We start from the raw sequence: 25,993 nt of genomic DNA on the forward strand, positions 1-25,993 counted from the left end.
CGTTTTCTGTAGGAAGTAATTGGAATTAGTTCATCCAATCTTTCAATTCGAACGTAAGTGTGTGCTCCGCGCCTTTTAGCTCAAGACCGTTTTTAGTGACGGTGATATCGCTCCAATCTGACAACGTCTTAGACATCGTTTGTTCAATATCCATCGCTGTGCCGGCACACATCTTCATAGTCATCCCCATTTTTTCGATGCGGAATTGACCATCTTTAAGCTCACCTTGACCGAAGAAGTTGTTACAACCAGCATTGCCGTTTGCCGTCATCTTTTCACCGAACTCTAGGCGAGGTGTTTGGTTCTGTTCATCAACTTGAATAGCGTTGCCGTCAATTTGAACCAAGTTCCAATTGTGGTGTTGAAGATCTTGTGCGGTTACAGCTTTCATCGCTTCCTCTTTAGTGTCGTTTGCGGCACAAGCCGTCATTAATACTGGAAGTGCAACTGCGGCAAGTAACTTCTTAGAAAAAATCTTCATATAATTTGCTCCAACTGAATGAAATTATTGACAAGCCTAACTAATAAAACACTGTTTTTTGTCAGGAGTAGGTTATGTTTAGTATAGTGGTTTTTTAATTGGATAAGTGTAAACCATTGCGTAACAGTGATATTGGATTCGCAAAAGCCACATAAATCAGACTATTCTTACTATCCAAGTTTGTTTTCGCTCAAAGAGTGTAGTCCAAATATATGAATAAAGGATGTCGATGGAGCAACTAGAGTTTTTCACCGTACCAAGTCCATGCGTACGTGTATGCACAGTTGATGAGAAAGGGTATTGTCAAGGATGCATGCGTAAGCGTGATGAGCGTTTTAATTGGTTGAGCTTTACCACCGCACAGCAACTTCATATCATTAAATTATGTCGTCAACGTTATCGCCGCAAGCTAATGCAAGGCAAAATACCGGTGACAAACGCAATACTGGAAGACGACGACAGCCCTCAACAAGATTTGTTTTAATAACTGTTGATGCTCGTGATTAATTATATTCCCCTGTTGACCAACTCTAAACCGCAGCACCTTCCGCATTGGCTCAGTTAGTTTTTGTATGCTTTAACAGTATGATGTATTTAAAATGAAAATGTGATCTTAGTTCAAATTGATACTGGTATCCCAGATGGAATTCTGTTTATTATAGGTTAGTCAATTATCAATAATATTAATGGATTCATGCGGATACTTATATGTGACGATTCAAAGGTAGCAAGAAGAAGTCTAGCGGGTTTTATCGCAAGCTCTTTTGATGGTGAGATCATATTTGCGGAAAATGGCCGCCAAGCACTTGAAACAATGCAGTGCGATACCATTGATATTTTATTTCTTGATTTAACGATGCCCGAAATGGATGGCTTTGAAGTACTCACAGCTCTTCAAGAATTCAGCCATCAGACCAAAGTGGTCGTAGTGTCTGGCGACATCCAAGAAATTGCTCAACAACGCTGTTTCGATCTTGGTGCTTATGCATTCATAGAGAAGCCGTTAAAAGCAGAATCGGCAGTCCCTCTATTTCATGATCTGCAGATCCCAATTCATCATGTGCATTCTTCAAAGCAGTCATTTAGCAAACAGCAGATGTTTGAACGTTTCCAAGAAACGTCGAATATCGCTTTGGGGGCAGGTGCTGCAACGATTTCAGAACAGCTTAAAGAGTTCATTCTACTCCCGGTTCCTAGAGTCGGCGAGCTGACGTTTAGTGAGCTCACCATGATGATTCAAGATACCCTAAACCGTGACAATAGCTGCGCTGCGGCACAGCGGTTTGTAGGTGGAGGTTTACATGGTGAGGCACTAGTTTGTATCGAGGGTGAGTCGGTTGCACAAGTGGGACGACGTTTAGGGTATGACGATGGTGAAATTTCCCACGATGAAATTGTTGTCAATTTAGTGAATGTCCTCGTTTCTTCTTTCTTAGTATCGTTATCGGAGCAACTAGGGTTAGAGTTCTCGTTACGTGAACCGTTAAGAATAGAAGATTTCAGTCCCGAAAACTCGATGCTCAATGCTAATGAAAACGTATTTACGATTGAATATACCTATGATGCAGAAGCATTAGACTTATTCTGCTCCGTGTTGTTTATGTTTGATGTGGAATCCGTGGAGATTATCCACCGTCAAATGGAGCTTTTACAATGACCACTATGACACTCGAGCTTTCCGACTTTCATTGGACGATGCAGTTGCTGGATACGCTAGATGCGGGTCTTATTGTGGTAGATCGTGAATACAATGTCTGTGCATGGAATAGTTTCATGCAAAACTATAGCGGTATTAATGCAGACAGCATTATGGGCAAGTGCTTGTTTGAAAGTTATCCCAATCTTCCTGAAAAGTGGTTAAGAGCGAAACTGGAATCGACTGGAACTCTAAAAACTCGGGGCTTTTCAAACTGGGAAGATCGTCCAATTATCTTTGAATTCAAAAACTTCTCACCTGTTTCACAAGGCTTGCTCAACATGTACCAGAACATGGTGATTACGCCACTTAAGTCTCCCCAAGGAGATGTCACGCATTTTGCTATTATGCTGCAAGATGTGTCGGATATTGCTAAGAGTAAAATGCACCTCAAGCGCTCCAATGAGAAGTTGACGGAGTTAGGTCGCACAGATGGACTTACTGGACTGTTTAACCGGGCTTACTGGGAATCACAGTTTATTGAGGAATTTAATTCGGTACAGACCACGGGACGTACGTCAACGCTGGTAATGTTCGATATTGATCATTTTAAACGTGTCAATGACAACTATGGCCACGCCACTGGCGATAACGTGATCAAAGAGACAGCTCAGCAGCTGTTAAAGGCTGCGAGAGGTAGTGATGTGTGTGGTCGCTACGGCGGAGAGGAATTTGCCGTTTTACTCACCGACACGACAGCAGATCAAGCGTCGTATTTTGCAGAAAGGTTGCGTAAACGAGTAGAGGAGCTCTGTTTAGAGTTCGATGGTCAGTCACTCCAATACACCATTAGCTTAGGTATCACCGAGTGCAGCGCTGAAGATAATAATCATGTAGATTGGCTAAAGCGCGCGGATAAAGCCCTTTACCAATCCAAAGAAGCTGGTCGTAACGCCACGTCCATCCTCTAGCACTGTTTATCTTTTGACTCAAAGCGCTGCTGTTCAATAGGCAGCGTTTTGGTTTTTGGCAGTTTAACTAGTACCCAACTTGCAAGCATGGCAACAACAAGACCGCTTAACGCCAAAAAGCCCATCACGTTGGCAATCTTATCGTGATCTAACAGAACCCCCACGATGTAAGTACCAATAGAGAACCCTAAGGATACGGCGGCTGCCATAAACCCTTGCGCTGTTGCAGGTCGATAAGGGCTAATTTCGTCCGCAAGAGCGGCAATAGAAATGTCGTTCCACGCACCATTGATAATGGAGATTAATATCAGAGAGAGCGGTAAAAGCGCCATAATATTGTGGCCGAACATAAACCAGATACTGATGCCTACAATTAGGTTTACTATCACGGTGATGAACCAAAGAGAGTGGGCTCCATGAGTTGCCATCCAAGTTCCTGCGGGTGTAAGTGCGACGAGGGTGACAAGTGCTGCGATAGCCATTCCGAATGCGGAACTCGATACGTTAACGCCAAACCCTTTATCAATAATGACTGGTCCCATCTCCACCATATTTGAACCCACAAACATAGACATCAATACGCAAACGACGAATCCAAACCAAACAACTTTAGAATGGCTACGATCCGAATTCGTGTTTAATTCATGAGGTTCAGTAATAAAGACCAGGGTCTTCGGTGGATAAAGTGCTGTAACGACGACCAACAACAGGTCGAAGGCAAAGAGTGTGCCCAACTGTATATTCACGGGTAGCTGCAAATAGTCAAGACAAGCAATGGTTACGCCAGCCACGGCTACCCCAAGCATTTGAATTTGGAAAAGGTGTTTCAGTGCGTTTGACTGGCTTTCTGGCGAACTATTTAAGCGTAAAGCAAGCGTTGGATTGAGAATAAGCAGGAGGTTACTGCCAAGACCAATCAAACAGGCAATACCCCAGTAATGCCATTGAGTTGTAGAAACGAAAAGTAATAGCAGTAATGCGCTGGCATGACATATGAGTGCTAGTAGGTGCATAGGTTTATGAAGCGTGTATTTATCGGCGATAGAACCAAGCAAAGGAGCAGTTAAGCCACTTAAACCTAAAATCAACATCACTTGACCAACGAGTAGCGCGCTGTTGGTCCGGGATAGGATGAGAGGAGCAACAATGATCGCGAGACCTATCCATTGAACAATGCCCATTGACGCTTGGCTTAGCTGCCATAAGTTGCTTTTTTTCATAGCAAAACCATGTGATAAATACGGCAGAAAGTATAAAAAAAAGCGAGCATCAATGATGCTCGCCCAGTGTCAACTTAATTGACTACCACATTAGCTGATCGCTAGCCTAGGGTTATTAACCATACTGTACCAACGACGTCTTTGTTCTTTTAACGTTAAATCTAATTGCTCTATTCGCACTCGCAATAAAGCTTGCTCATACTTTTCTTTGACATTGGATTTTGCCGACTTGATAAGTTGAGTCTTTAGTTCGTCGCATTCATTCAGTTTGCTGATCAAATGTTGCAATTCTTGTTCAATCACCGAATGAATTTGCTCTGCGTTGGGAAGTTGGAAGATTTTGCCCTTGGCCGTTTGCATGGTTTGCAACAGACGTGCTTTCTCAATGCGATAAGGTGACACGCGTTTTAGTCCCTTAGCTAGCCCAAGATAAGCGCAAGAGCGTATTAACCATTTAGTCGGATCAAACTGCCACCAACGAATGCCATTTCGATAGTCATGCTCAAAGATATGGTGGAAGTTGTGGTAACCCTCACCAAACGTAACAAACGCTAAAATCCCGTTGTCCCGTGCCGTGTTTTTGCTGGTGTACGGCTGAGAGCCCCAAACATGAGCTAATGAGTTAATAAAAAAGGTCGTGTGATGACTGAGTACCAATCGTAGTGCACCAACAATTAGTATGAAACCGATCAGATCGCCATAAATTGCTCCCAGAGCAATTGGGATACCGAAATTGGTGTGTAGGGCAAGGGCGACATAATGTTTGTGTTGCCACATCACCACCTTGTCTTTTTGAAGATCTCGGCAGTTACGATAATCATCGTATCGTGCGGCTTGATACTCCCTAAGCATCCATCCGATATGTGAGTACCAAAAGCCTCGCTTCGCTGAGTATGGGTCTTTGTCGTTATTGTCGACGTGTTTGTGATGAACACGATGGTCTGAAGACCAGTGCAATGCGCTATTTTGAAGAGCAAAGGCACCACCAATAGCATATAGGTATTTCAGTGAATTGTGTGCTTCGTATGCCTTGTGTGACCACAGCCTGTGATAGCCCGCTGTAATGGACATACCACAAAATACAAAGGCAATGAGTAACCAAACCCAGTGTGCAAGGGTATAACCGTGTGTCACGCCATACCATGTGGTGCCTACTGTGGCTAGGATAAAAGTGCCAAGAAAAATCGTGACATTTAACCAAATTATCGGGGGCTTGTGAGCCGTGTTCATACAATAACTCCATTTAAGCTTACAACTGTTCGCTAGAATATCAGCGTACACGTGTAAGTCAAAGAATAAGTTGTTACAGTGTTTAACGGAAAATTGCACCAATACTAGCTATCGACGGGTGAAAGTGGTGCGATATGATGCATGTAATTTGACTAAATCTTTTGAAAACAGAAGGTTAATTAATGGTATGCATATTGCTTAATCTTTGTGGTCTTAGTTGTATACAATCAAAAATACATAGGGAATCACATGGAACAGCAACATAGCAGTGACTTAATCTACGGACTGGATGATAAACCTTCGGTCAAAGCCGCGAGTTACGCCGCACTTCAACATGTTTTGGCGAGTTTTGTCGGCATTATTACCCCGACATTAATTATTGGAGGAGTGTTAGGACTTGGTGACCATATCCCATACCTTATTAGTATGGCGTTGATGGTCTCAGGAGTAGGCACTTTTATACAAGCGAAGCGAATTGGCCCAATTGGTGCTGGCATGATTTGCGTTCAAGGGACAAGCTTTGCTTTTTTAGGCTCTGTCTTGGGGGCAGGCTTTCTTGTTAAGGCTAACGGAGGAGGACCGGATGAAATGCTCGCGACCATTTTTGGTGTGTGTTTTTTCGGTGCTTTTGTTGAAATTATCTTGTCGAGATTTATCGATAAACTTAAAGCGGTCATCACTCCTGTTGTCACGGGCATTGTGATTACGACTATTGGTATTTCGCTGATCAAAGTGGGTATTACTGACATCGCTGGTGGTTTCGGCGCCGAGGACTTTGGCTCTGCATCTAACTTAGCACTAGGCGGTGTAGTTTTGGCAACCATAGTGATTTTAAATTTGAGCCGCAATACCATGGTGAGATTATCTTCGATTCTAGTTGGGTTATTGATAGGGTGGTTAGTGGCGATGATGTTGGGAAAAGTCACCATGCCAGACTTTTCATCGCAACCATTTCTGAGTATTCCTATCCCTTTCAAGTACGGATTCGCGTTTGATTGGCAAGCTTTTCTACCGATTGCTTTTATCTATCTGATTACCGCTATTGAATCGACGGGTGACCTAACTGCCAACTGTCTGTTTTCAAGGCAGAAGATTGAAGGTAAGCAGTACATAAAACGAGTAAAAGCGGGCGTGTTGGCAGATGGCATAAATTCAATGATTGCAGCGGTGTTTAATACCTTCCCGAATACCACCTTTAGTCAAAACAATGGGGTGATTCACCTGACTGGAATTGCCAGTCGTTACATTGGATACTTCATTGCTGGCATCTTATTCTTACTTGGTCTGTTTCCAATACTTGGAGCTATCTTGATGACGATACCGAAGCCTGTGTTAGGCGGGGCAACCTTGGTAATGTTTGGTACTGTGGCTGCAGCAGGCATCAAAATCATCGCAAGCGAAACACTAGATAGACGCCGAATTATGACTATCGCTATTTCACTGGGGCTAGGGTTAGGCGTTATGCTGGTACCGGATTTGCTAAAAGAAGCCCCCAAACTGGTACAAACTATATTGGGGTCACCAGTGACAATGTCGGGCATCGCGGCGTTAGTGATTACTGGATTGCTGTCATTGGTGAAAGATAAGCCGCAAGAGACTGTGTTGAAATCTCAGTCTTTACCTGAGGCGTAATACCTTTCTGCAACGAACATAATCAGGTATTTAGTCGAGATAGAAAGGCCGTCGTTAATAGACGGCCTTTTGGTTATCGTTAAATTAAGCACTGTGACGAGCTTCGACCAGTTGCTGAGCCAATTCAGCAAATCCGTATCCACCATTAGCACTAGTTATATAACTGGGTTTCGCCCGCAGCTTTGACAGCAAAGGCGTTAGGTTATTTACGCCAAATGTAATGGGTAGCCAATCAAACATCGACTCGTCATTGAGTGAATCACCAATGTAGGTCAGTGTTTCCAATGCAAATACGTTCTGGTTACCGCTTACTTTAAGGTACTCTTCGCTGCTGAACCGTTTACTGTGTTCACCGAGCCAAACATTGATGTGAATGGAACTCTGAGTGGCTTTCACTTTTTGTCCGTTAATGACTAGTGAGCGAATCTCATTGAGTAGCCGTGCGCTAACATCGTCTGCGACAGGTTCTCGGTCTTGCCCGAGGTTAATGGCAACGTCGCAAAATCTGAAGCTCTGGTCATTAGCAAACTCGATCCCAGGGTAGTGAATAAGTAACGTTTCTAGACGCTGTAACAGTATTTTCTGGTTGCTTCTCATCTCGTCCATCGGTTGTAGTGAATGGACGTGAAACCCTTGTTGGTTTTTCATCATCCAAAATGCACCATTTTCCCCAATGACACCATGAACTGGCCACAGCTTGGCGATTTGGTCACACCACCCAGCGCAAGCTCCAGTGACAGCAACGACTTTAACCCCACTCGACCTTAGTTTATTGAGGGCGAGTAATGTCTCGGGAGGCAATGCTCCTTCCCAAGTCAATGTATCGTCCACATCGGTGAACAGCCATTCGATCTTTCTCGCTTGATGTGGCGATAACGCAGATAACGACTTAGGCATTAATGACCTCTTGCTGAAGAGTAGTGTGATCGTTGAAATGAAGGCGCTTTGAGGTTTCACTGCTGAAAAGATGAAGATGCTGTCGATCAACATCAATACCAAGTTGGTCACCAATGGCTATTTTAGAGTGACCTTCGACACGGACGACCAGTTTTTGAGGCTCACTTCCGGATGTGATGCAATAGAGCAATAGATCAGCCCCTAATGCTTCGATGAGCTCAACTTCTACATGAAACCAAGGGTCAATGTCGTTTAGCGTCAAATGTTCAGGCCTTAGCCCTAGTTTGACTGAGCCAAGGTTAAGAGCTTTGGTATCCATCTTGAATAGCGATGAACCTAGTTCTATACCTTCAGCGGATATTTTGGCGTCGAGAATGTTCATGGATGGTGAACCAATAAAGGTTGCCACAAACAGAGATTCTGGATAGTCATAAATATCTAAAGGAGTGCCCACTTGCTCAATATTACCTTTATTGAGTACCACTAACTTATCGGCTAGTGTCATGGCTTCGACTTGGTCGTGCGTAACATATACCGATGTAGTGCCAAGGCGACGCTGTAGGCGTTTTATCTCAAGCCGCATTTGAACTCTTAGCTTGGCATCCAAGTTGGATAAGGGCTCGTCAAATAAAAAGACTTTTGGTTCGCGCACAATGGCGCGGCCCATAGCCACCCTCTGACGCTGACCTCCGGAAAGCTGCTTCGGTTTTCGGTCTAATAAACCATCGAGCTCGAGCATTTCCGCAGCTTGGCTGACAAGGCGCTGTATTTCCGCTTTTGGCGTTTTGCGATTGCGTAGTCCATAGGCCATATTGTCGTATACCGTCATATGCGGGTATAACGCATAGTTTTGGAATACCATTGCAATATCGCGTTCACCGGGTTCTAGCTCGTTCACGATGTTATCGTCGATACGCAGAGTACCTGAACTGATTTCTTCCAATCCGGCTAGCATACGTAGCAAGGTGGATTTGCCACAGCCACTTGGGCCAACAAGGACAACCATCTCACCGTCATCGATGTCGAGGTTGATATTAGGGATCGCTTGGTAACCATTTGGGTAGCATTTAGCGATATTTGAAAGAGTAAGCGTTGACATTTATTTCTCCGAATCTACCAAGCCTTTGACGAATACTTTTTGCATAGCAATAACTACGATGACTGGCGGTAACATGGCGATGATGGTGGTGGCCATAATCTTGTTCCATTCGATCACGCCGTCGACGACGCCAAGCATTTGTTTAATACCCATCACTATGGTGTAGTACTGGGCATCAGTGGTAATGAGTAATGGCCAGAGGTATTGATTCCAACCATAAATGAAAGTGATCACGAATAGCGCTGCAATATTGGTGCGTGAGAGAGGAAGCAGAATATCGAAAAAGAACTTAATCGGACCTGCGCCATCAATGCGTGCCGCTTCGACTAGCTCATTCGGCACGGTCATAAAAAACTGCCTGAATAAGAATGTTGCCGTTGCACTCGCGATGAGAGGAATGGTTAATCCCGAAAACGAGTTAAGCATGTTCAAATTAGTGATGACTTCGAACGTCGGCATGATTCTCACTTCGACCGGTAACATTAACGTGAAAAAGATCATCCAAAACGCAATCATTCGTCCAGGAAAGCGGAAAAAGACCACAGCATAAGCCGATGTTATTGAAATAGTCAGTTTTCCTATGGTGATACACAGCGCCATGATAAGAGAGTTGGTCAGCATGTGTGTGATTGGAAGCGCGTTGTTATTAAATGTACTTTCATTGCTCAGCAGGTCTGAGAACACACTAAATCCCAGATCGCCAAACCATAACGGTGTGCCTGTTGCAAACTCTGTGTTCTCATGTGTCGTCGCTACCAAAGCGATCCACACCGGTAAAGCAATAGAAACAATGCCTAGTACAAGAATAATGTGACAAAACACATTGAAAAGAGGTCTTCTTTCTACCATTAGTACGCTACCTTTTTCTCAACGTATTTGAATTGAATAACGGTCAGCATTGCTACCAAAACCATAAGAATTACCGACTGTGCTGCTGATGAACCAAGATCGAGTCCGATAAAGCCATCGTTATACACTTTGTATACCAGCGTCGATGTACTGTTACTTGGACCGCCTTGTGTCATTGCATGAATAATGGCGAAGGTGTCGAAGAAAGCGTAAACAAAGTTAACCACGAGTAAGAAGAAGCTGGTTGGGGAAATAAGCGGAAAGCTAATCGTTAGAAAGCGCTTCACCGGACCACTACCATCAATTGCAGCAGCTTCGTGCAACGATTTAGGAACCGATTGCAAGGCAGCTAAGAAGAAGAGGAAGTTGTAACTGATCTGTTTCCAGGTTGAAGTTATTACTACCATCCACATGGCATGACTTCCGTTTAATGTTGGATTCCAATTAACCCCAAACCAATTCAAAATATCGGTAACAACCCCAATGGTTGGGTCAAACAAAAATAGCCATAGAGATCCTGCAACAACGGGTGCTACCGCGTATGGCCAGATGAGAAATGTGCGATATACCGTGGCACCTCTAACGATATGCTCAGCAAAAGCAGAGAGAATGAGCGCACTGACTAATGCCAGCAGTGCAACGCTGATACTAAATTGGATCGTAGTGAAAAAGGAATCAAGGTAATAGCTATCGTTGAGAAGCTTAGTAAAGTTCTCCAGACCAACAAACTCACGGCTGATGCCAAACGCATCCTCCAACTGAGAAGACTGAAATACAGCCTGACCTGCGGGCCAAATAAAGAAGACAAGGGTAATAATTAGCTGAGGTGCAATTAACGCATAGGGCAGCCATTTATTTTTAAAAACAACTTGTGATGACATACGGTGTACCAAAGAGCCGTCATTCTCAATTAGAAAATGACGGCGAAAAGACAAAGACAATTATTTTTGTGTGCGTTCAAAGCGGCGCAACTGCTCGTCACCACGACGAACGGCATTGTTAAGTGCAGACTTAGCGGACGCTTTACCTGCCCACACGGCTTCTAACTCTTCATTAATGATGTCGCGGGTTTGTAGGAAGTTACCAAAGCGAATGCCTTTTGAGTTCGCTGTTGGTGTTGTTGATGTCATTTGCAATACCGCAGTATCCGTTCCTGGATTCGCTTGGTAGAAGCCTTGTTGTTTAGTCAGCTCGTAGGCTTGTTTGGTGATAGGTAGGTAGCCAGTGAACTGGTGCCAATCTGCTTGAACTTCAGGGCTCGACAAATACGTGAAGAACTTAGCTACACCTTTGTATTCTTCTGACGTATGGCCTCTAAGTACCCAAAGTGATGCACCGCCAATGATGGTATTTTGTGGCTTTGCAATTAGGTCATCATCGTACGGAAGCTGCGCAACGCCTACATCAATGCCCTTCATGTTCTCTTTAATCCCCGCTAGACCAGCAGAAGAGCCCATAGTCATTGCACACTCTTGTGTGTAAAAAAGAGGCATGCCATCTGATTGACGGCCGCCATATTTGAAGATGCCTTCTTTTGACCAATCGCCCATTTGTTGGATGTGTTTTACATAAGGCGCGTCATTGAATTTAAACTCAGTATCAAAACCACCGAAGCCATTATTCTCAGTCGCCACAGGAATGTTGTTACGTGCACCGAAGTTCTCTATTTGAGTCCAAGATTGCCATGTGGTTGTGAAGCCACATTTCGCTCCTGACGCTAACAGCTTACGCGAGACCGCTTCCATTTCCTTCCAGGTTTTTGGTGCCTCTTTGATACCTGCTTTTTTAAACATGTCTTTGTTGTAGTACATCACAGGTGTTGAGCTGTTAAACGGCATAGACAGCATCTGTCCATCGTTCGTAGTGTAATAGCCCGTTACCGCGGCAAGGTAGTTATCTGCGTTAAATGGTTCTTTAGTATCAGCCATTAGCTCATAAACAGGGTAGATAGCTTGCTTAGCACCCATCATGGTTGCGGTACCTACTTCGAATACCTGTACGATTGCTGGTTGCTCTTTTGCTCTGAAAGCAGCAATGGCACTGGTCATGGTTTCTGCGTAGCTACCTTTGTACACTGGCTTAATCTCGTATTCGGATTGGCTAGCGTTAAAGTCGGCTGCAATTTCATTGACCTTTTGACCTAAAGCGCCACCCATGGCGTGCCACCATTCAACCTCGGTTTTCGCGTGTGCTTGAACACTGATAACTGCCATTGTTGCCGCAATTGCCGTGAGGTGCTTAATAGACATATCTTTTCCCTTATGATTTTAAGTATCTGTTCAACAAGACAAGAGCGAATGTTCGCTTGTGTTGTTTTATCTGCTCCATTTGTTCAAGTGAAAGTTAAACGACGAAAATGACGCTTAGGTGACAGTTAAATGAACTTATTTGAAAGGTTTTGTTTTCATCAAAGATGGTTTTAACTGCAATACGCTTGTCATAAAAGGCTGGGATGCTGCATGTGAAAATAAATGAACATATGAGGTAAACATGAAAACAACAGCGCATCGCGGTGTATCGAGTCTGGCACCAGAAAACACATTAGTAGCATTTCAACTTGCTGCTCAACAGGGTGTCGAGTGGATTGAAATTGATGTTCAATTGAGTGCTGACAAAGTGCCTGTGGTTATTCATGACCAAACGGTAAACCGCTGTACTGACGGCAGTGGCAAGGTAGCTGATCTGTCACTGAAAAAGCTGCAAGAGTTGGACGCTGGGTTATGGTTCGGAGAACAATATAGAAATGAACGTATTCCTTCCTTGTCAGAGACATTGTGTTTTGTACAGCAACATAACATTAGCTTAAATATCGAGTTAAAGGTCTACTCAGGTGATGATATTGAATTGCTATGTCAACAGATAGCTGCAGTCGTAGCGGAGGTTGGCGTTTCCTATGAGCAATTGTTGTTTTCTAGCTTTAATACCCAAGCACTTATGGAAATGAAAGCTAAAATACCTAGTATTCGCCGTGGACAGTTGTGGCAATCAATCCCAGAGAATGCTTTAAGTGTATTAAATGAACTAGAGGCGTTTAGTGTGCATTGTGATTATCGTTTTTTGACGGAAAAGCTCGCCAAACATGTAAAAACTGCCGGATACCAATTGTATTGTTACACCCCTAATTTCCCTGAATTGGTGGAAGCGCACTGGAAATGGGGGGTTGATATGATGATCACTGACGAACCTCATTCTTATTTGATGCAAGCTGAAACGGTTTTCTCGTAGTGGTAGCTAACACTCAGTTGTTAAAATCGAATAACACATATTGAAAAAGTAGAACCAAAAACAATGCATAATTTAAGCCTGCGGCAGCAAAACGTTATCGAACTTATTCAGCATCAGGAATATTGCACAATTGAAGAGCTTTCGGCTCACTTTAATGTCACGACACAAACCATTCGGCGTGATATCAACGAACTTTGTGCGTTAGGTCTGGCAAGACGTCATCACGGTGGCGTCAGTTTACCCACAACATTAACGAACCGAAGCTTTGCCTCTCGCAGCGCAACGAATTTGAGTGAAAAGCAGATTATTGCAAAACAAGTGGTTGAGTTAATACCGGACGGCTGTACCTTGTTTCTTGGTATTGGCACCACCATAGCTGCCATCGCGGAAAAGTTAGGTAATCAGAAAGAGCTAAGAGTTGTGACCAATAACTTCCAGGCTGCTCATATATTGTCTCAGTACGACCATATAGAGACTTGGATACCAGGCGGTCGACTGAGAACCAACGATGGTGATGTTGTGGGTGACAGTATCGGTCATTTCTTTGGCCAATTTTCCGCGGATATCGGGATAGTGAGTTGTGCGTCGGTGAGTCTCGCATCCAGTGTCTCATTGAGCGCCGACATTTCACCACTAGAGTTAAAACAAGAAGAGTACGCCATGGAACATCAGCTTCGTGAAGCCTCTGTCAGCCAAGCGATTATTGCCGGCTCGCAGCAAAAATGGCTAGTGGCTAACAGTACTAAATGGCAACGGAAGGCCGGAGCCCGCGTTGCGCCACTTAGCTATTTTGACCGTATATTCGGTTCGGCTTCAGGAGTAAGTTAAGCCACTTGACCTGATGTCAAAGGCTCTGGCGGAAATCGCTCATAGATAGCTCTAAACTTATCGATGTTATCCATTAACATTTGCACAATGATAGGGTCAAACAAGCTTCCTGCTTCTTGGCGAATATAGTTTTGAGTATCGTCCATTGTCCAAGCGTGCTTATAGCTACGCTTGCTTAATAAGGCGTCAAACACGTCTGCGATAGTGATGATGCGAGCTTCGAGTGGAATGTCATTCCCCATAATTTTGCAAGGATAACCATTGCCATCGAATCGTTCGTGGTGGCAGTAAATAATATTCTTAAGAAATGCGACCTCCGCGCTGGAGGCGGTCATGACATCAATGTTGTTCAACACTTCATCAATAATATCGACACCATAATCGACGTGTTTATCCATGATGGCTTTTTCTTCAGGGGTGTAACGATGAGGGCTAAACAAAATATGGTCAGGAATACGATATTTGCCGATATCATGAAAAGGGGAATAGAGCTCAATCCATTGAATAAAACGGTGATCGACAGGTAACTTTACTGCTAATAATTCGGCCAGCAGCTTGCTGTAAAGGCTCATACGTTGCAGATGGTCTGCAGTTTCGGGGTCGCGTTTATGACTAATGCGAAGTGCCAATTGCAACGCCTGCAAAAACATTTGATGTTTGTACCTATCATGACAAAGTAAGCTTGTGATCACCTCTTTTACAAACAATAAGTCCGCATGCAGCTCGCCGTCGCTAAAATAGTCGGCTTTAGTAGCATTAAAGAAAAGCACCGCCCCATGGCGCTCATCTATTTTTAATCCCATCGTGAAGCTACTTCGGTGTCCTAGTTTCCTTAGCCGCTCATTTCTCGTGTTTGGGCTAAGCTCGTTGAGGTCTGCAACTACTCGAATTTCTTGATTATCTATGATTTTTGTCAGTGGTTGGCAATGCTCTGCATGGATTGAAATGACATCGAAGTAATCGCTGGTGTCTTGATGGTCAATGACATGGAAGTTTTCGAGATGGTCGTGACTGGTAACGGACACACACAATCTCGACAGAAAAGGGTGTTTTTTTCTGAGGCTTTTGAAGAGCTCATCAATGCCGTTTCGACAACTTAACGCTCGGTTGGTGCTGGCAATACAATCAATATAATCCATACGTTTCTTATCATTAATTTTTATATGGTTATTGTAATATTAGCCACTACTAGGAGACTTCTTCAAGTGACGGATTTCACGATTGAAAGTGTAAAGGAGTGAATATGCGCCTAGTGGCAATGATCTGTGATCACGTTATCAAGTTGAATCTTTGAGCGTGGAAAACGTTTGCTTCGAGTAATTTGACAAATTACTATCCAAACAAAAGTTTGAACAACCGGACAAGTGTTTATGACTGAGCGTGAGCAGCAGATTTTAGAGTTAATCAAACAAGACCCAATGATAGCCCAGCATACTCTTGCGGATATGTTGGATTTAAGTCGAAGTGCCGTTGCAGGCCACATAATGAACCTGACTAAAAAAGGCTTCATTGAGGGCAAAGGTTATGTCATTGCTCCAGAACGATTCAGCGCTGTCATAGGCGGTGCCAATATGGATCTTTGTGGCCGTTCAAGTTCTGATTTGGTGATGGGGGATTCTAACCCTGGTGTACTAACTTCAGGAGCTGGAGGTGTTGCACGTAACATTGCTGATAACTTGTCTCGACTAGGCAGTAAGGTGCAGTTTATTGGTGCAATCGGTGATGATCTTTGGGGCGAGCAGCTGTTAGATTCTTGCCGAAACGCAGGCGTTGGTGTTGACCATTGTTTAACCGTTCCAGGTAAAGCGACCAGCACTTATTTGTCGATTCACGACCAGAGCGGTGAGCTTCAGCTTGCACTAAACGATATGGCGTTAATTGATGAGCTTAATGTTGAGCAACTTTCTAAACGCGCTGCAGTATTTAATCGCTCATCGGCCATTGTGCTCGACGCAAACTTAAGTGAGTCGGCACTGGATTATTTATTCCACGCACATGCGGATAAAGCAATTTTCGTTGATCCTGTGTCATCAGTTAAAGCAGGAAAAATAAAGCCTTATTTGGAATATGTGCATACCTTAAAACCAAACCTTTCTGAAGCCGAACTGTTGGCGGATTGTAAGATTGAGCATCCGGATCAGTTGCCAGACGTTGCTAACAAACTGCACGCATTGGGTGTTAAGCGTCTGCTAATCAGCTTAGGTAAAGAGGGCGCCTATTCGAGTGTTGAGGGTCAAGGTGAGTTTATCCCGGCTTCGAAAACACTAGTAAACAATGTCACCGGAGCGGGTGATGCGCTGATGGCGGGTCTTGCTCATGGTTATCTACAAAACTGGGATTGGCAGCAGAGCGTGGAGTTTGCACTTGGTGCAGCCCGATTAGCACTTCAATCCAGTTCAACAATTAATTCAATTATGTCTGAAAAGGCAGTCTCTCGTTTAATAGAGGAATCAACATGTTAGAGAAGTATCTAGATATTCAACCTGAAGTTGCGCAAGCATTGGCTGAAAACAAACCTGTCGTGGCACTAGAATCAACGATCATTTCTCACGGTATGCCTTATCCACGCAATGTAGAGACCGCGCTTTTAGTCGAAGAAACAATCCGCGAATCAGGCGCTATTCCAGCGACTATTGCTATCATAAAAGGCCGCCTAAAAGTTGGTTTAGATAAAGAACAGATCGAATATTTGGGTAAAGCCGGTACTAGCGTGACCAAAGTCAGCCGCCGTGACATTCCTTTTATGGTGGCAGGCGAAAAAGACGGTGCGACAACAGTAGCAGCGACAATGATTTTGGCAGAAATGGCAGGGATTCGTGTATTTGCTACAGGTGGCATCGGTGGTGTTCATCGTGGTGCTCAAGAAACATTTGATATCTCTGCTGACCTTCAAGAGCTTGCAAATACAGATGTTGCTGTAGTGTGTGCAGGCGCGAAGTCAATTCTAGACTTAGCACTTACTCGTGAATATTTGGAAACGCAAGGTGTACCTGTTATTGGTTATCAAACCGATAGTCTGCCAGCGTTCTATACCCGTGAAAGTGAGCATGGCATCGACTACCGCCTAGACTCAGCACAAGAGATCGCAATTGCGCTGAAAGCGAAGTGGGAGATGCAACTTACTGGTGGTGCAGTGATTGCCAACCCAATCCCTGTAGAATACGCGATGCCAGTGGAAACTATCAACTCTGCGATCGAGCAAGCGTTGGCAGAAGCAGATGAGCAAGGTATCGCTGGTAAAGAATCGACACCATTCTTGTTAGCTCGAGTTTGTGAACTAACAGGTGGGAACAGCCTTGATTCAAACATTCAGTTGGTCTTAAACAATGCTCGTCTTGGTGCCGCTATTGCTAAGTCGTATTGTGAAGCTTAATAGTTTCTAGCTTCGTCTCTATATTCAAGCCCCGCCCTAGTTAGGCTCATTTGCTAGGGTGGGGCTTTTTGAACTTGGGAAAACGCTGTTTCTCATTTTAAAGATGTTAATATTGCAAATTTAGTTATTGGCATATGCTAAATATAGGAGTAATTTAAGCACCATTGTTCAAATGGAGGAACTCTTATGATCGTTGCTATCCCATTCAATAATGATTCTATATCGTCTCATTTCGCCAAAGCACCTCAAATTTTGTTGGTTGATACTTCGAAAAATAGTCAGCATAGGTTGACCTTACCTGACGTTTCTAATGGTGGCTGCGGGAACAAAAAACATTGGCTCGACATCATCAAACAATATGACGTAGAGACCGTCGTGGTTCGAAATATAGGCAAAAAAATGCTTGGTGCTTTGTTCAATTCGGGCGTCAATGTCAGGTCTGCACCTGTCAGAACACATATTGACGATATCGACTTTGATACCCTAAATAAAGTGGAATCACTTGATTATGGCCGGGTGAATAAGCCAAAACACAATACTTGCTGTTCTGGCCACGAACCGAAACGAAATAAACTCGCGCCTAGTACGGTCCATCATATTAGAATGAATCTCAAATCGATTAAGTGACGGGGTAACATTGTGGAAGTACTGTTCGCTATTATTGCGTTTTTGGCGGCAATTGCGTTAATGGCTATTGGTGTGATGTTTAAGCGAAAAGCCATTCAAGGTAGTTGTGGTGGACTTGCGAGTGCTGGCATCGATGGCGAATGTGACTGCAAAGATAAGTGTGCGACAACTTATAAGACCTTGTATCAAATACAAGAGCCTAGAAAGCACTAATCTTTAACGGGTTCTTATTCGATAACGAGTGCTTGACCGTTAATTAGGCAAGTCGCGACTTTCAAACGAGCAGACTTTACTATGTTGGCAAAAGTCTGCCTCGATACTTGCATCTCTTTCGCTGCATCAATCTGGTTCATACCATTGAGATCTGCCAGCCTTAATGCCTCTAATTCATCGGGTAACAATGCCATCTTATCGAGCTCAGAAAGTGGTACACCATTAGGTTTGAAACATTCAAAGGGAGCACGGCCGCAGATACGACGCTGTTTTTTAGGCCTAGCCATTGTTTACATCCTACTTAGTCTTTGCAGTGGCGATTTTAATACCACAGGCATCATATACAACATCATTAATCGCATCACATGATTTATCGCAACAAATGCGGGTTCCAAACCCAATAATAGAGCTACTGCGGTCATCGCTTCAACGCTACCAGGTACCCAAGCAAGCAATAACACTTCCCAATCTGTGCTGGTCAAGTAACTAAATATCAGGGCGTAGACTAAGGTTACGGTGACGCCCAGCGCAGTTACAATAAATCCAGCTCTAGAATATTCAACGGCGTCTTTTAATGATGTAGGAGCCAAACGGGTGCCAATTAGCACGCCTAGAATTGCTGTTGCAAACATAATAAATAGCTCAGGTACTACCAAATGAAGTGACGAAAATTGAGCGTTAAACATCGCAGCAACAATCAGACTGGTTAACAGGTAAGGGGCTGGGATACCGATCTTTCCAACGATCTTACCAAACACAAAACTCAGCACAGTAAGCAGAATAAGATAAGGGATTTGTGCTAATGAAACCGTTTGGCTGAGCTGAGACGTTCCTTCCCCGGTTGTTGCAACAATTCCCGCCAAGACAACTAGCAGAAGTAAGCGGATTGAATGCGAAAAGATGATTTTGGGAGATGGTTTTTCTTGTTCTTCACTGATTACCAGAATTGCTGCCATTGCTCCGGGAATAGCGCCAAGTAAGGACTCAAAAGGCGTCCATTTTTCTTGCTTATAGAGCCAGAAAAAATTCACGGTGGTTTGTGACAACATGCATAGAATCAAGCCCATAAATAAAGGCAGTGAAAAAGAGTCAATAAGTTCACTTGTATGCACAGTGATACCAATACTCAGGCCAAGAATAATCTGAATCGTAGTGAGGATCGCACTGGGTAATCTTACGTCTGTTTTGGTTAAGCGCAGATACATTACAACAAAGAGAGCCGCGGAAAATAGCTCACCGAGCGGTATCGGTAACACACCGCCAAGAAGTGACCCGATAAGTCCTACCAAGATGGTTCTTAATACTTCCATGTACAACATACCAGATAAATGAATTCACACGATTGTACGCGATTTCAGGAATTCAAGACATCTATTTACAGAATTTGATGCTACTCAGATTTGCAATATATCCAAACTAAACAATACTTTATTGATAATAATAACAGTGGTTGGACTGAGATGAGTAAGGTAGAGCAAAGTACAGAGCCGTTTACGGTGTTGGTCGTCGATGACACACCAGAAAACCTAGATGTACTGAACGGGATTCTAACAGATTCCTATAAAGTAAAGGTTGCGATTAGCGGCAGAATCGCCCTGAAAATTGCGCAAAAAGTCCCCAGGCCAGACATTGTTTTGCTTGATGTAATGATGCCAGAAATGGATGGCTATCAAGTGTGCGAGCAGCTCAAAGCAAATCCTTTAACCAGTGATATTCCTGTGATATTTGTGACGGCAAAAGGTGAAGTTTCTGATGAAACAAAAGGGTTTGAGCTTGGTGCTGTGGATTACATTATCAAACCCGTTAGTCCTCCTATCGTGAGAGCACGTGTTGCAACACATTTATCACTTCATCATCAAAAACGACAGCTTGAGAAGCTAGTTCAGAAACGCACCCAAGTCATCAAAGATACTCAAAGAGAAATTATTAGCTGTTTGGGAAGAGCGGCGGAATTTAAAGATAACGAAACCGGAATGCACGTTGTACGAATGAGTCATTACAGCCGAATGTTAGCGACGCACATTGGCGCTGATCCTAAATGGGTCGAGTTATTGTTTGAAGCGGCGCCTATGCACGATATTGGCAAAATTGGTATTGCTGATGATGTGTTGTTGAAGCCTGAAAAACTAGACGAACATGAATGGAAAGAGATGCAGCGGCATGTGGAATATGGTGTCGCAATTCTGGGTCCATACCGGTCACCATTGTTGGATTTAGCGAAAGAGATAGCTCAATGTCATCATGAAAAATGGGATGGTAGCGGTTATCCGTCAGGACTTTCTGGAGAGGATATTCCTCTTAGCGCCAGAATCGTTGCTATAGCTGACGTGTTTGATGCGTTAACTAGCGAGCGCCCTTACAAACAAGCATGGAAGACTGAGGATGCCTTCGAATACCTGCGCAAAGAATCAGGTTCTCATTTTCAGCCAGACTTAGTTGCGGCTTTTGTTGGTATGGAGCCTGAGATAGAACAAATCAAACGTGCATTTGCTGATTAATTTCGCTAGTCACTATTACAGGATGTAACCAACAAACATGAATTCTGAAAGCGTTAAACATTCCATCGTAACTTCAAACAAAATTGCAGCTGGCTTTCTCGTGGTGTTGGTACTGCTCCTCAGTGTCGGCTTAGCAGCGTGGTTCAGCCTAGACAAGTTGTTTCGTTCTGTCGATCGGTATGAAGGTGCGGGGCAGCTGCTTCTTACATTAGATAGAGCAAGACTGCATGAGCTTTCCTTTACCCGAGACTTATCGGAGAGAGAGTCGGAAGTCGCGCTTTCTCATATGACAGAAGCACTGAAACTGTCCGAAACGTTTCATTTAGAAAGGCATGAAGATAGTTCAGGGACCAAAGAACTAGTCAGTCAAATTACTCAATATCGAGCAGATTTTCAAAGATACGTGGCGTTGTCTTGGGAGTCAGTCGAAAAAAGAGAACAGATGGTTGAGGCGGCTCAACGAGCGAGTTCTATCGCCGATGCTCTTCATAGCTTACAGATAAAATATATTGAGAAAGATAAACGCTTGGTGGATAGCTTGCGCCAATCAATGAGTGATATTTCCCGTAACTCAACGGCCTCTTTCCAGCTCTCCGTTGCTGTTGAGTCAGCACGCAACCATGCGAAGGATTTTCTGGTATCAGGAAATTTAAAGGAATATCACCTTAGCAAAGGAGAATTGAAGAAAATATCGCGCTATTTGGATTTTTTGGAAGATCGAATCAAAGACACTCGTAGTCGGGAGTTATTGGTTGAGTTGGAGCAACTAGAGCGCGCTTATTATGAGAATTTGACTGTGTTTCGAAGTGATAAGGTTAAGAAAGGAATTCGACTAGATGACCCCGCTTTGGCAGATTTAAGTCGTGTTGCGTTCGACCTAGCACAGTCTGCGTTGGACCTACGGAATAACGAGACCTTGGTGTTTGAGCGAGCTCAGTCAAAAGTAGCGGCCATTCAAAATTTGATGGCTCGACGACTGGACCTATCGAAGAGTGTGACTGAACTAATACAAGAATTAGACAGTGCTAGGCAAACCGATAGAGATTTTTCGCTGGCCTTGTCTTCCGAAGCAAAAACCATTCATGCTCAAAATGTGGTGATGGTTTTAGAAAGGGGACTGCAAACCACCTCCATACTGCGTGGTTCATTAATAGAGTTAGATGAAAAAGTGCTGTTTGAGGAACTTGAACCGGCAATTAAAAATTACCTTGAGCGATTTGGAGAATTGCGAATAGTGTCGAGTCATATAGGTACTATCGCACAGCAGATGGTGGATTCCGCTATTGATATCGACGGTGCCATTCTGGATATAAGAAATCGCCGATTTAATGAGATGTCTGAAGCTAGGGGCCTTGCCAATATGACAACCTATGGCGGCATTTTGTTTGCTTTGGCCATTCTTCTCCTTGCTTATCTGATTCGAAAATCACAGCGTGAGCTTCATATCGTCACCGAAGAGTTGGAAGAAAGTAATATCCAAACTCAAAATGCAAGCCAGGCAAAATCAGACTTCTTGGCCAATATGAGTCATGAGATTCGCACACCGATGAATGCCATTATTGGTATGAGTCACCTTGCTTTAGAGACCAAACTTGATAACAAACAGCGTCATTACATCAGCAAGGTTAATAGCTCCGCTCAAGCCTTGTTAGGTATCATTAATGATATTCTTGATTTCTCGAAGATCGAAGCAGGAAAAGTGGAAATTGAATCAATTAATTTCTCTTTAGACAGTGTGTTGGAGGAGGTGATTAGCCTGATTGATGACAGTGCTAAACAGAAAAAGCTATCACTTATTATTGATGTCGCTTCGGATGTGCCCGACCAACTCATCGGCGACCCATTGCGAATTAAACAAGTGTTAACGAACTTGACTTCCAATGCTGTGAAATTTACTGAGACAGGTGAAGTACGCGTTAAGGTATCAACTGCGATGATGAGGGAGCGAGAGTGCAAAATTAATTTCGCGGTTAAAGATACGGGCATTGGAATGACTCGCGAGCAGATAGACTCACTGTTCCAGTCATTTTCTCAAGCAGACTCATCCACGACTCGCAAATATGGTGGGACGGGGTTGGGTCTTTCCATTACCAAAAATCTAGTTGAGCTGATGGGAGGTAAAGTCAGTGTTGAGAGTCGGTTAGGCGAAGGTGCTCGCTTTAGCTTTTCACTGGTGCTAGGTGTTTCAGAGAGTAACGCAACGGTGTTTTATCCAGCTCAGTTGCAGAGTCAGAAATTAGCACTGATAGATAGCTCGAAAGAATCAGAACAAGTGGTGCTAAGTCAGCTGGAAAGAATCCAATGCAAGGTGGACAGCTATCGCGACTTAGATCAACTTGAGTCAGCGCTTAATCAGGGGAAAACTATTCCCAATGTTGTTCTTTATGGGTGGCGAAATGAAGTGTCCGATAACATAGAAACGATCTTGTCCATGCGAGAACGTGCGCCCCAAGTCTTAACCGCAAAGCTGATCATTCTGTGCTCTGATTCTCGACAAGATATCATTGAAGCGTTAGAAGAGACTGATATTCAAGTCGCCAGTGTTTTGGAAAAGCCGTTTACTGCTTCTACATTGCACGATGCTTTGATTGCAGCTGCATTGAATGAGTCGCCACGTGTAGGGCATTATCGAAGCCATAGCGAAGAACTAAAGCGAGCACTAGTATCATTACAAGGCGCTAAAGTTCTATTGGTAGAAGATAATACGATCAATCAGGAGGTAGCAAGAGAGTTACTGCAATCGAAAGGACTTTCCGTTGATGTGGTGGAAAACGGACAAGAGGCCGTGACCTCCTTGCAATCGGAAATCTATGATGGAGTACTGATGGACTGTCAAATGCCCATCATGGACGGTTATGAAGCCACGAGGAATATTCGAAAAGAACTTGGTCTAGTTGAGCTTCCCGTAATAGCTATGACAGCTAGTGTGATGATCGATGATAAAGAAAAGGCGTTGGCCTGTGGAATGAATGATGTGATTGGTAAGCCGATTATTCTTGAAGAAATGTTCCAAGTGATGGCCAAATGGATTCAGCCAAGCAAACAGTCTTCAGTTGATCATCTCGACATTGAAAGACTGGCTGGATCTGAAATAGGCCTGCGCTTAGCTGGAGGTAATGAGGCACTGCATCAAAAACTCATTCAACGATTTATCGAACAATACTCCGGAGTGAGAATAGGTACTTCAGAAGAACAGATCAGCGAAGCTACAATGTTTGAGGTTCATACTTTAAAAGGTGCTGCTGGCAACTTGGGGTTGGCTGATATTGCTGAAATTTGTGACCAAATAGAAAGGCAGCTAAAGCAAGGCGGTTCGGTTGAACAAGAAGTTACAATGCTCAACACTCAACTTGAACGTACAGTTGAGAGCTTAATCCAAAACACTTTATCAATAAGTGTCCCTGAACCCCAAGAGTTCGAGATTCCATTTAGCGAACCGCAACTGCAGCGAATTAATGAGTTGATTGCTCTGTCAGAGGACTTTGATATGCAAGTATCAGAGTTATTGAGCGATGTTGATTATTTGTCTCAAGCCGGACTCGCGGAGGAAGTAATTAATGATTTAAAAGTGGCGCTCGGACATTATGACTTTGAGAAGATGAGCGCTATCCTTCAAGCTTACAAAGCGTCATTAGGTGGAAAATAAAAGGATAAGCTATTAAAGGGCTGCTCGACCTTTCTTAGTCGGGAATCTGCTATACTCGGCGTTTTTTGAAGGTAAGTAAGGTAGTTCATGAACTTTAAAGCAGCAGTTTTCGATATGGATGGATTGCTTCTCGATACAGAAAATGTCTGTAAAGGCATTTTTGAAAAGGCATGCCAAACGCTCGGTGTACCTTTCTTAGAGCAGAGCTATTTATCTATTATTGGATGCAATTCAAAGACCATTCATAGCAAACTCGGTGAGGCGTATCAGGATATTATTGATTACAAGGTAATTAATGATGAGTGGCGAAAAAGCTATGATTCGGTTGTGTTCCATCAAGCTATTCCGAAAAAGCATGGCGTAATTGAACTACTGGATTTCTTGAAATCAAAAAATATTCCTCTCGCTGTGGCGACATCGACTCACCGAAATGTCGCTGAAGCTAAACTGAAATTGGCAGGCTTAGATAAGTACTTCGACTGTTTAGCAACGGGTTGTGAGGTGACTAGAGGCAAGCCTGACCCAGAGATTTATCATTTGGCGGCGCAAAGACTTGGGGTTGAATCAGAAACATGTTTAGCATTTGAAGATTCGAACAACGGCGTCAAAGCGGCTGTTGCGGCCTCTATGCATACTTACCAAATTCCCGATCTCGTCTCGCCTTGTGAAGATGTGAAAGCTCTGAATGCGAAAACTAGAACTTCGTTATTTGAGGTATACCGTGAACTTTCAGATAGTTATACTATTAAGTAGATTTTAAAAGAACTCGAACTGGAGTGATGTTTTGAAGCAAACCCAACGCCACAGACAAATACTTGCCATGCTTTCAGAAAAGGGCTTTTTGAACACTGAAGAGTTCGTGGATGTGTTTGGCGTAAGCCCACAAACCATTCGCCGAGATTTAAATGATTTGGCGAAGCAAGGGCTTGTTACTCGTCATCACGGGGGCGCATCGCTTCACTCTAGTACTGAAAACGAAGCCTACTCTTCACGTAAAGTACGGTATCAAGATGAAAAAAACCGCATTGCCAACGAACTGGTAAAGCGTATACCAAACTCATCCTCTTTGTTTATTGACATCGGCACGACAACAGAAGCGGTAGCGACGGCACTACTTGAGCATAAAGATCTTAAGATTGTTACCAACAATATTAACGTTGCCAACATATTACGAGTCAAAGATGACTTCACGGTGATTGTTGCTGGTGGACAGATTCGTAATAAAGACGGCGGTATTATCGGAGAGGCGGCGAAAGAGTTCATCGAGCAGTTCCGACTCGATTACGGCATCATCGGTATCTCTGGTATACACGAAGATGGCAGTCTTCTCGATTTTGATTTTTCTGAAGTTCGTATTGCACAAGCGATAATTGCTTGTTCAGGGCAAACGATACTTGCGGCAGATAGCACCAAAATTAACCGAGGTGCTATGGTCAATCTTGGTCATATTTCTCAAGTAGATGCATTTTACACTGACGCGATGCCCCCTCAAGAATTAGTAGATATTCTTGAACATAATGAGGTAGATTTGCAGGTGTGTTAAACACACCTGCCGTACATTTTCGGTA

Annotated in this window: 25 protein-coding genes; 14 read left to right on the top strand and 11 right to left on the bottom strand. The window is 43.6% G+C overall.

Translation table 11 applies throughout. The features are described from left to right. Positions 1-25: 25 nt before the first annotated feature. On the bottom strand, positions 26-481 hold the full coding sequence (locus HOP38_RS06185; protein ID WP_198557671.1) for an META domain-containing protein: 456 nt from the start codon (positions 479-481) through the stop codon (positions 26-28). Positions 482-710: 229 nt separating this feature from the next. Here HOP38_RS06185 and HOP38_RS06190 point away from each other — a divergent pair, with 229 nt between their 5' ends. From HOP38_RS06190 to HOP38_RS06200, 3 genes are all read left to right on the top strand, one after another. Further along, positions 711-965, top strand: coding sequence for a DUF1289 domain-containing protein (locus tag HOP38_RS06190; protein ID WP_006072224.1), 255 nt, complete (start codon positions 711-713; stop codon positions 963-965). A 210-nt stretch (positions 966-1,175) separates the two neighbouring features. Next, complete coding sequence (locus HOP38_RS06195) at positions 1,176-2,138, top strand: response regulator (protein ID WP_198557672.1); 963 nt, start codon at positions 1,176-1,178, stop codon at positions 2,136-2,138. Next, positions 2,135-3,088 (top strand): sensor domain-containing diguanylate cyclase, encoded by a 954-nt coding sequence (locus HOP38_RS06200; protein ID WP_006072227.1) that lies wholly within the window; start codon positions 2,135-2,137, stop codon positions 3,086-3,088. The genes HOP38_RS06195 and HOP38_RS06200 overlap by 4 nt, the downstream gene beginning before the upstream one ends. On the opposite strand, the gene HOP38_RS06205 is transcribed toward HOP38_RS06200, so the two are convergent. Beyond that, positions 3,085-4,308 carry an MFS transporter gene (locus HOP38_RS06205; protein WP_198557673.1) on the bottom strand — a complete coding sequence of 408 codons (1,224 nt, stop codon included), beginning with the start codon at positions 4,306-4,308 and terminating at the stop codon, positions 3,085-3,087. The genes HOP38_RS06200 and HOP38_RS06205 overlap by 4 nt on opposite strands. 90 nt (positions 4,309-4,398) lie before the next feature. Beyond that, positions 4,399-5,538, bottom strand: a complete 1,140-nt coding sequence (locus HOP38_RS06210; protein WP_198557674.1) for an acyl-CoA desaturase — start codon at positions 5,536-5,538, stop codon at positions 4,399-4,401. 249 nt (positions 5,539-5,787) lie between these two features. Here HOP38_RS06210 and HOP38_RS06215 point away from each other — a divergent pair, with 249 nt between their 5' ends. Continuing rightward, the gene (locus HOP38_RS06215; RefSeq protein ID WP_198557675.1) at positions 5,788-7,170 is read left to right on the top strand and encodes a nucleobase:cation symporter-2 family protein; all 1,383 of its coding nucleotides are present in this window, start codon (positions 5,788-5,790) and stop codon (positions 7,168-7,170) included. A gap of 84 nt (positions 7,171-7,254) precedes the next feature. Here the strand turns inward: HOP38_RS06215 and HOP38_RS06220 are convergent, their stop codons facing one another. From HOP38_RS06220 to ugpB, 5 genes are read right to left on the bottom strand one after another with little or no spacing between them, the layout of a single operon-like run. Next, entirely contained in the window at positions 7,255-8,067 is an 813-nt protein-coding gene (locus tag HOP38_RS06220) for an HAD-IIB family hydrolase (RefSeq protein WP_198557676.1), read from the bottom strand. Next, positions 8,060-9,166 carry a sn-glycerol-3-phosphate import ATP-binding protein UgpC gene (locus HOP38_RS06225; RefSeq protein ID WP_198557677.1) on the bottom strand — a complete coding sequence of 369 codons (1,107 nt, stop codon included), beginning with the start codon at positions 9,164-9,166 and terminating at the stop codon, positions 8,060-8,062. The genes HOP38_RS06220 and HOP38_RS06225 overlap by 8 nt, the downstream gene beginning before the upstream one ends. Beyond that, a complete protein-coding gene (ugpE, locus tag HOP38_RS06230) occupies positions 9,167-10,015 on the bottom strand; it encodes a sn-glycerol-3-phosphate ABC transporter permease UgpE (RefSeq protein ID WP_006072237.1) in 849 nt (282 codons plus the stop codon). After that, on the bottom strand, positions 10,015-10,896 hold the full coding sequence (gene ugpA / locus HOP38_RS06235) for a sn-glycerol-3-phosphate ABC transporter permease UgpA (RefSeq protein WP_006072238.1): 882 nt from the start codon (positions 10,894-10,896) through the stop codon (positions 10,015-10,017). The genes ugpE and ugpA overlap by 1 nt, the downstream gene beginning before the upstream one ends. Before the next feature lie 60 nt (positions 10,897-10,956). Next, positions 10,957-12,264, bottom strand: coding sequence for a sn-glycerol-3-phosphate ABC transporter substrate-binding protein UgpB (ugpB, locus tag HOP38_RS06240; protein ID WP_198557678.1), 1,308 nt, complete (start codon positions 12,262-12,264; stop codon positions 10,957-10,959). Positions 12,265-12,505: 241 nt separating this feature from the next. Here ugpB and HOP38_RS06245 point away from each other — a divergent pair, with 241 nt between their 5' ends. Next, positions 12,506-13,240 (top strand): glycerophosphoryl diester phosphodiesterase, encoded by a 735-nt coding sequence (locus HOP38_RS06245; protein ID WP_062461069.1) that lies wholly within the window; start codon positions 12,506-12,508, stop codon positions 13,238-13,240. A gap of 63 nt (positions 13,241-13,303) precedes the next feature. Continuing rightward, positions 13,304-14,068, top strand: coding sequence for a DeoR/GlpR family DNA-binding transcription regulator (locus tag HOP38_RS06250; RefSeq protein WP_031493606.1), 765 nt, complete (start codon positions 13,304-13,306; stop codon positions 14,066-14,068). Here HOP38_RS06250 and HOP38_RS06255 read toward each other — a convergent pair. Then, positions 14,065-15,207 carry an HD-GYP domain-containing protein gene (locus HOP38_RS06255; RefSeq protein ID WP_006072246.1) on the bottom strand — a complete coding sequence of 381 codons (1,143 nt, stop codon included), beginning with the start codon at positions 15,205-15,207 and terminating at the stop codon, positions 14,065-14,067. The genes HOP38_RS06250 and HOP38_RS06255 overlap by 4 nt on opposite strands. Before the next feature lie 231 nt (positions 15,208-15,438). Here HOP38_RS06255 and HOP38_RS06260 point away from each other — a divergent pair, with 231 nt between their 5' ends. The 4 genes from HOP38_RS06260 (at position 15,439) to nqrM (ending at position 18,281) form a co-directional block, all read left to right on the top strand. Beyond that, positions 15,439-16,530, top strand: a complete 1,092-nt coding sequence (locus tag HOP38_RS06260; RefSeq protein ID WP_088877095.1) for a PfkB family carbohydrate kinase — start codon at positions 15,439-15,441, stop codon at positions 16,528-16,530. After that, positions 16,524-17,441, top strand: coding sequence for a pseudouridine-5'-phosphate glycosidase (locus tag HOP38_RS06265; RefSeq protein WP_198557679.1), 918 nt, complete (start codon positions 16,524-16,526; stop codon positions 17,439-17,441). The genes HOP38_RS06260 and HOP38_RS06265 overlap by 7 nt, the downstream gene beginning before the upstream one ends. 186 nt (positions 17,442-17,627) lie before the next feature. After that, the gene (locus HOP38_RS06270; protein ID WP_124940989.1) at positions 17,628-18,068 is read left to right on the top strand and encodes a NifB/NifX family molybdenum-iron cluster-binding protein; all 441 of its coding nucleotides are present in this window, start codon (positions 17,628-17,630) and stop codon (positions 18,066-18,068) included. A 60-nt stretch (positions 18,069-18,128) separates the two neighbouring features. Further along, positions 18,129-18,281 (top strand): (Na+)-NQR maturation NqrM, encoded by a 153-nt coding sequence (gene nqrM / locus HOP38_RS06275; RefSeq protein WP_198558262.1) that lies wholly within the window; start codon positions 18,129-18,131, stop codon positions 18,279-18,281. Positions 18,282-18,295: 14 nt separating this feature from the next. Here nqrM and HOP38_RS06280 read toward each other — a convergent pair whose 3' ends face one another. Beyond that, positions 18,296-18,568, bottom strand: a complete 273-nt coding sequence (locus HOP38_RS06280; RefSeq protein ID WP_006072255.1) for a DUF134 domain-containing protein — start codon at positions 18,566-18,568, stop codon at positions 18,296-18,298. A 3-nt stretch (positions 18,569-18,571) separates the two neighbouring features. Next, a complete protein-coding gene (locus tag HOP38_RS06285; protein WP_198557680.1) occupies positions 18,572-19,591 on the bottom strand; it encodes an AbrB family transcriptional regulator in 1,020 nt (339 codons plus the stop codon). Between the two features lie 150 nt (positions 19,592-19,741). Here HOP38_RS06285 and HOP38_RS06290 point away from each other — a divergent pair, with 150 nt between their 5' ends. The 4 genes from HOP38_RS06290 (at position 19,742) to HOP38_RS06305 (ending at position 25,968) form a co-directional block, all read left to right on the top strand. Further along, positions 19,742-20,779, top strand: a complete 1,038-nt coding sequence (locus HOP38_RS06290) for an HD-GYP domain-containing protein (RefSeq protein WP_031494127.1) — start codon at positions 19,742-19,744, stop codon at positions 20,777-20,779. Positions 20,780-20,816: 37 nt separating this feature from the next. After that, complete coding sequence (locus tag HOP38_RS06295) at positions 20,817-24,425, top strand: ATP-binding protein (protein ID WP_198557681.1); 3,609 nt, start codon at positions 20,817-20,819, stop codon at positions 24,423-24,425. Between the two features lie 87 nt (positions 24,426-24,512). Next, positions 24,513-25,178: an HAD family hydrolase gene (locus HOP38_RS06300; protein WP_006072262.1), complete on the top strand. Its 666-nt coding sequence runs from the start codon at positions 24,513-24,515 to the stop codon at positions 25,176-25,178. Between the two features lie 31 nt (positions 25,179-25,209). Then, entirely contained in the window at positions 25,210-25,968 is a 759-nt protein-coding gene (locus tag HOP38_RS06305; RefSeq protein WP_038222536.1) for a DeoR/GlpR family transcriptional regulator, read from the top strand. The last annotated feature ends 25 nt before the right edge of the window (positions 25,969-25,993 follow it).

Source organism: Vibrio mediterranei (assembly GCF_013364395.1).
GTDB lineage: Bacteria > Pseudomonadota > Gammaproteobacteria > Enterobacterales > Vibrionaceae > Vibrio > Vibrio mediterranei.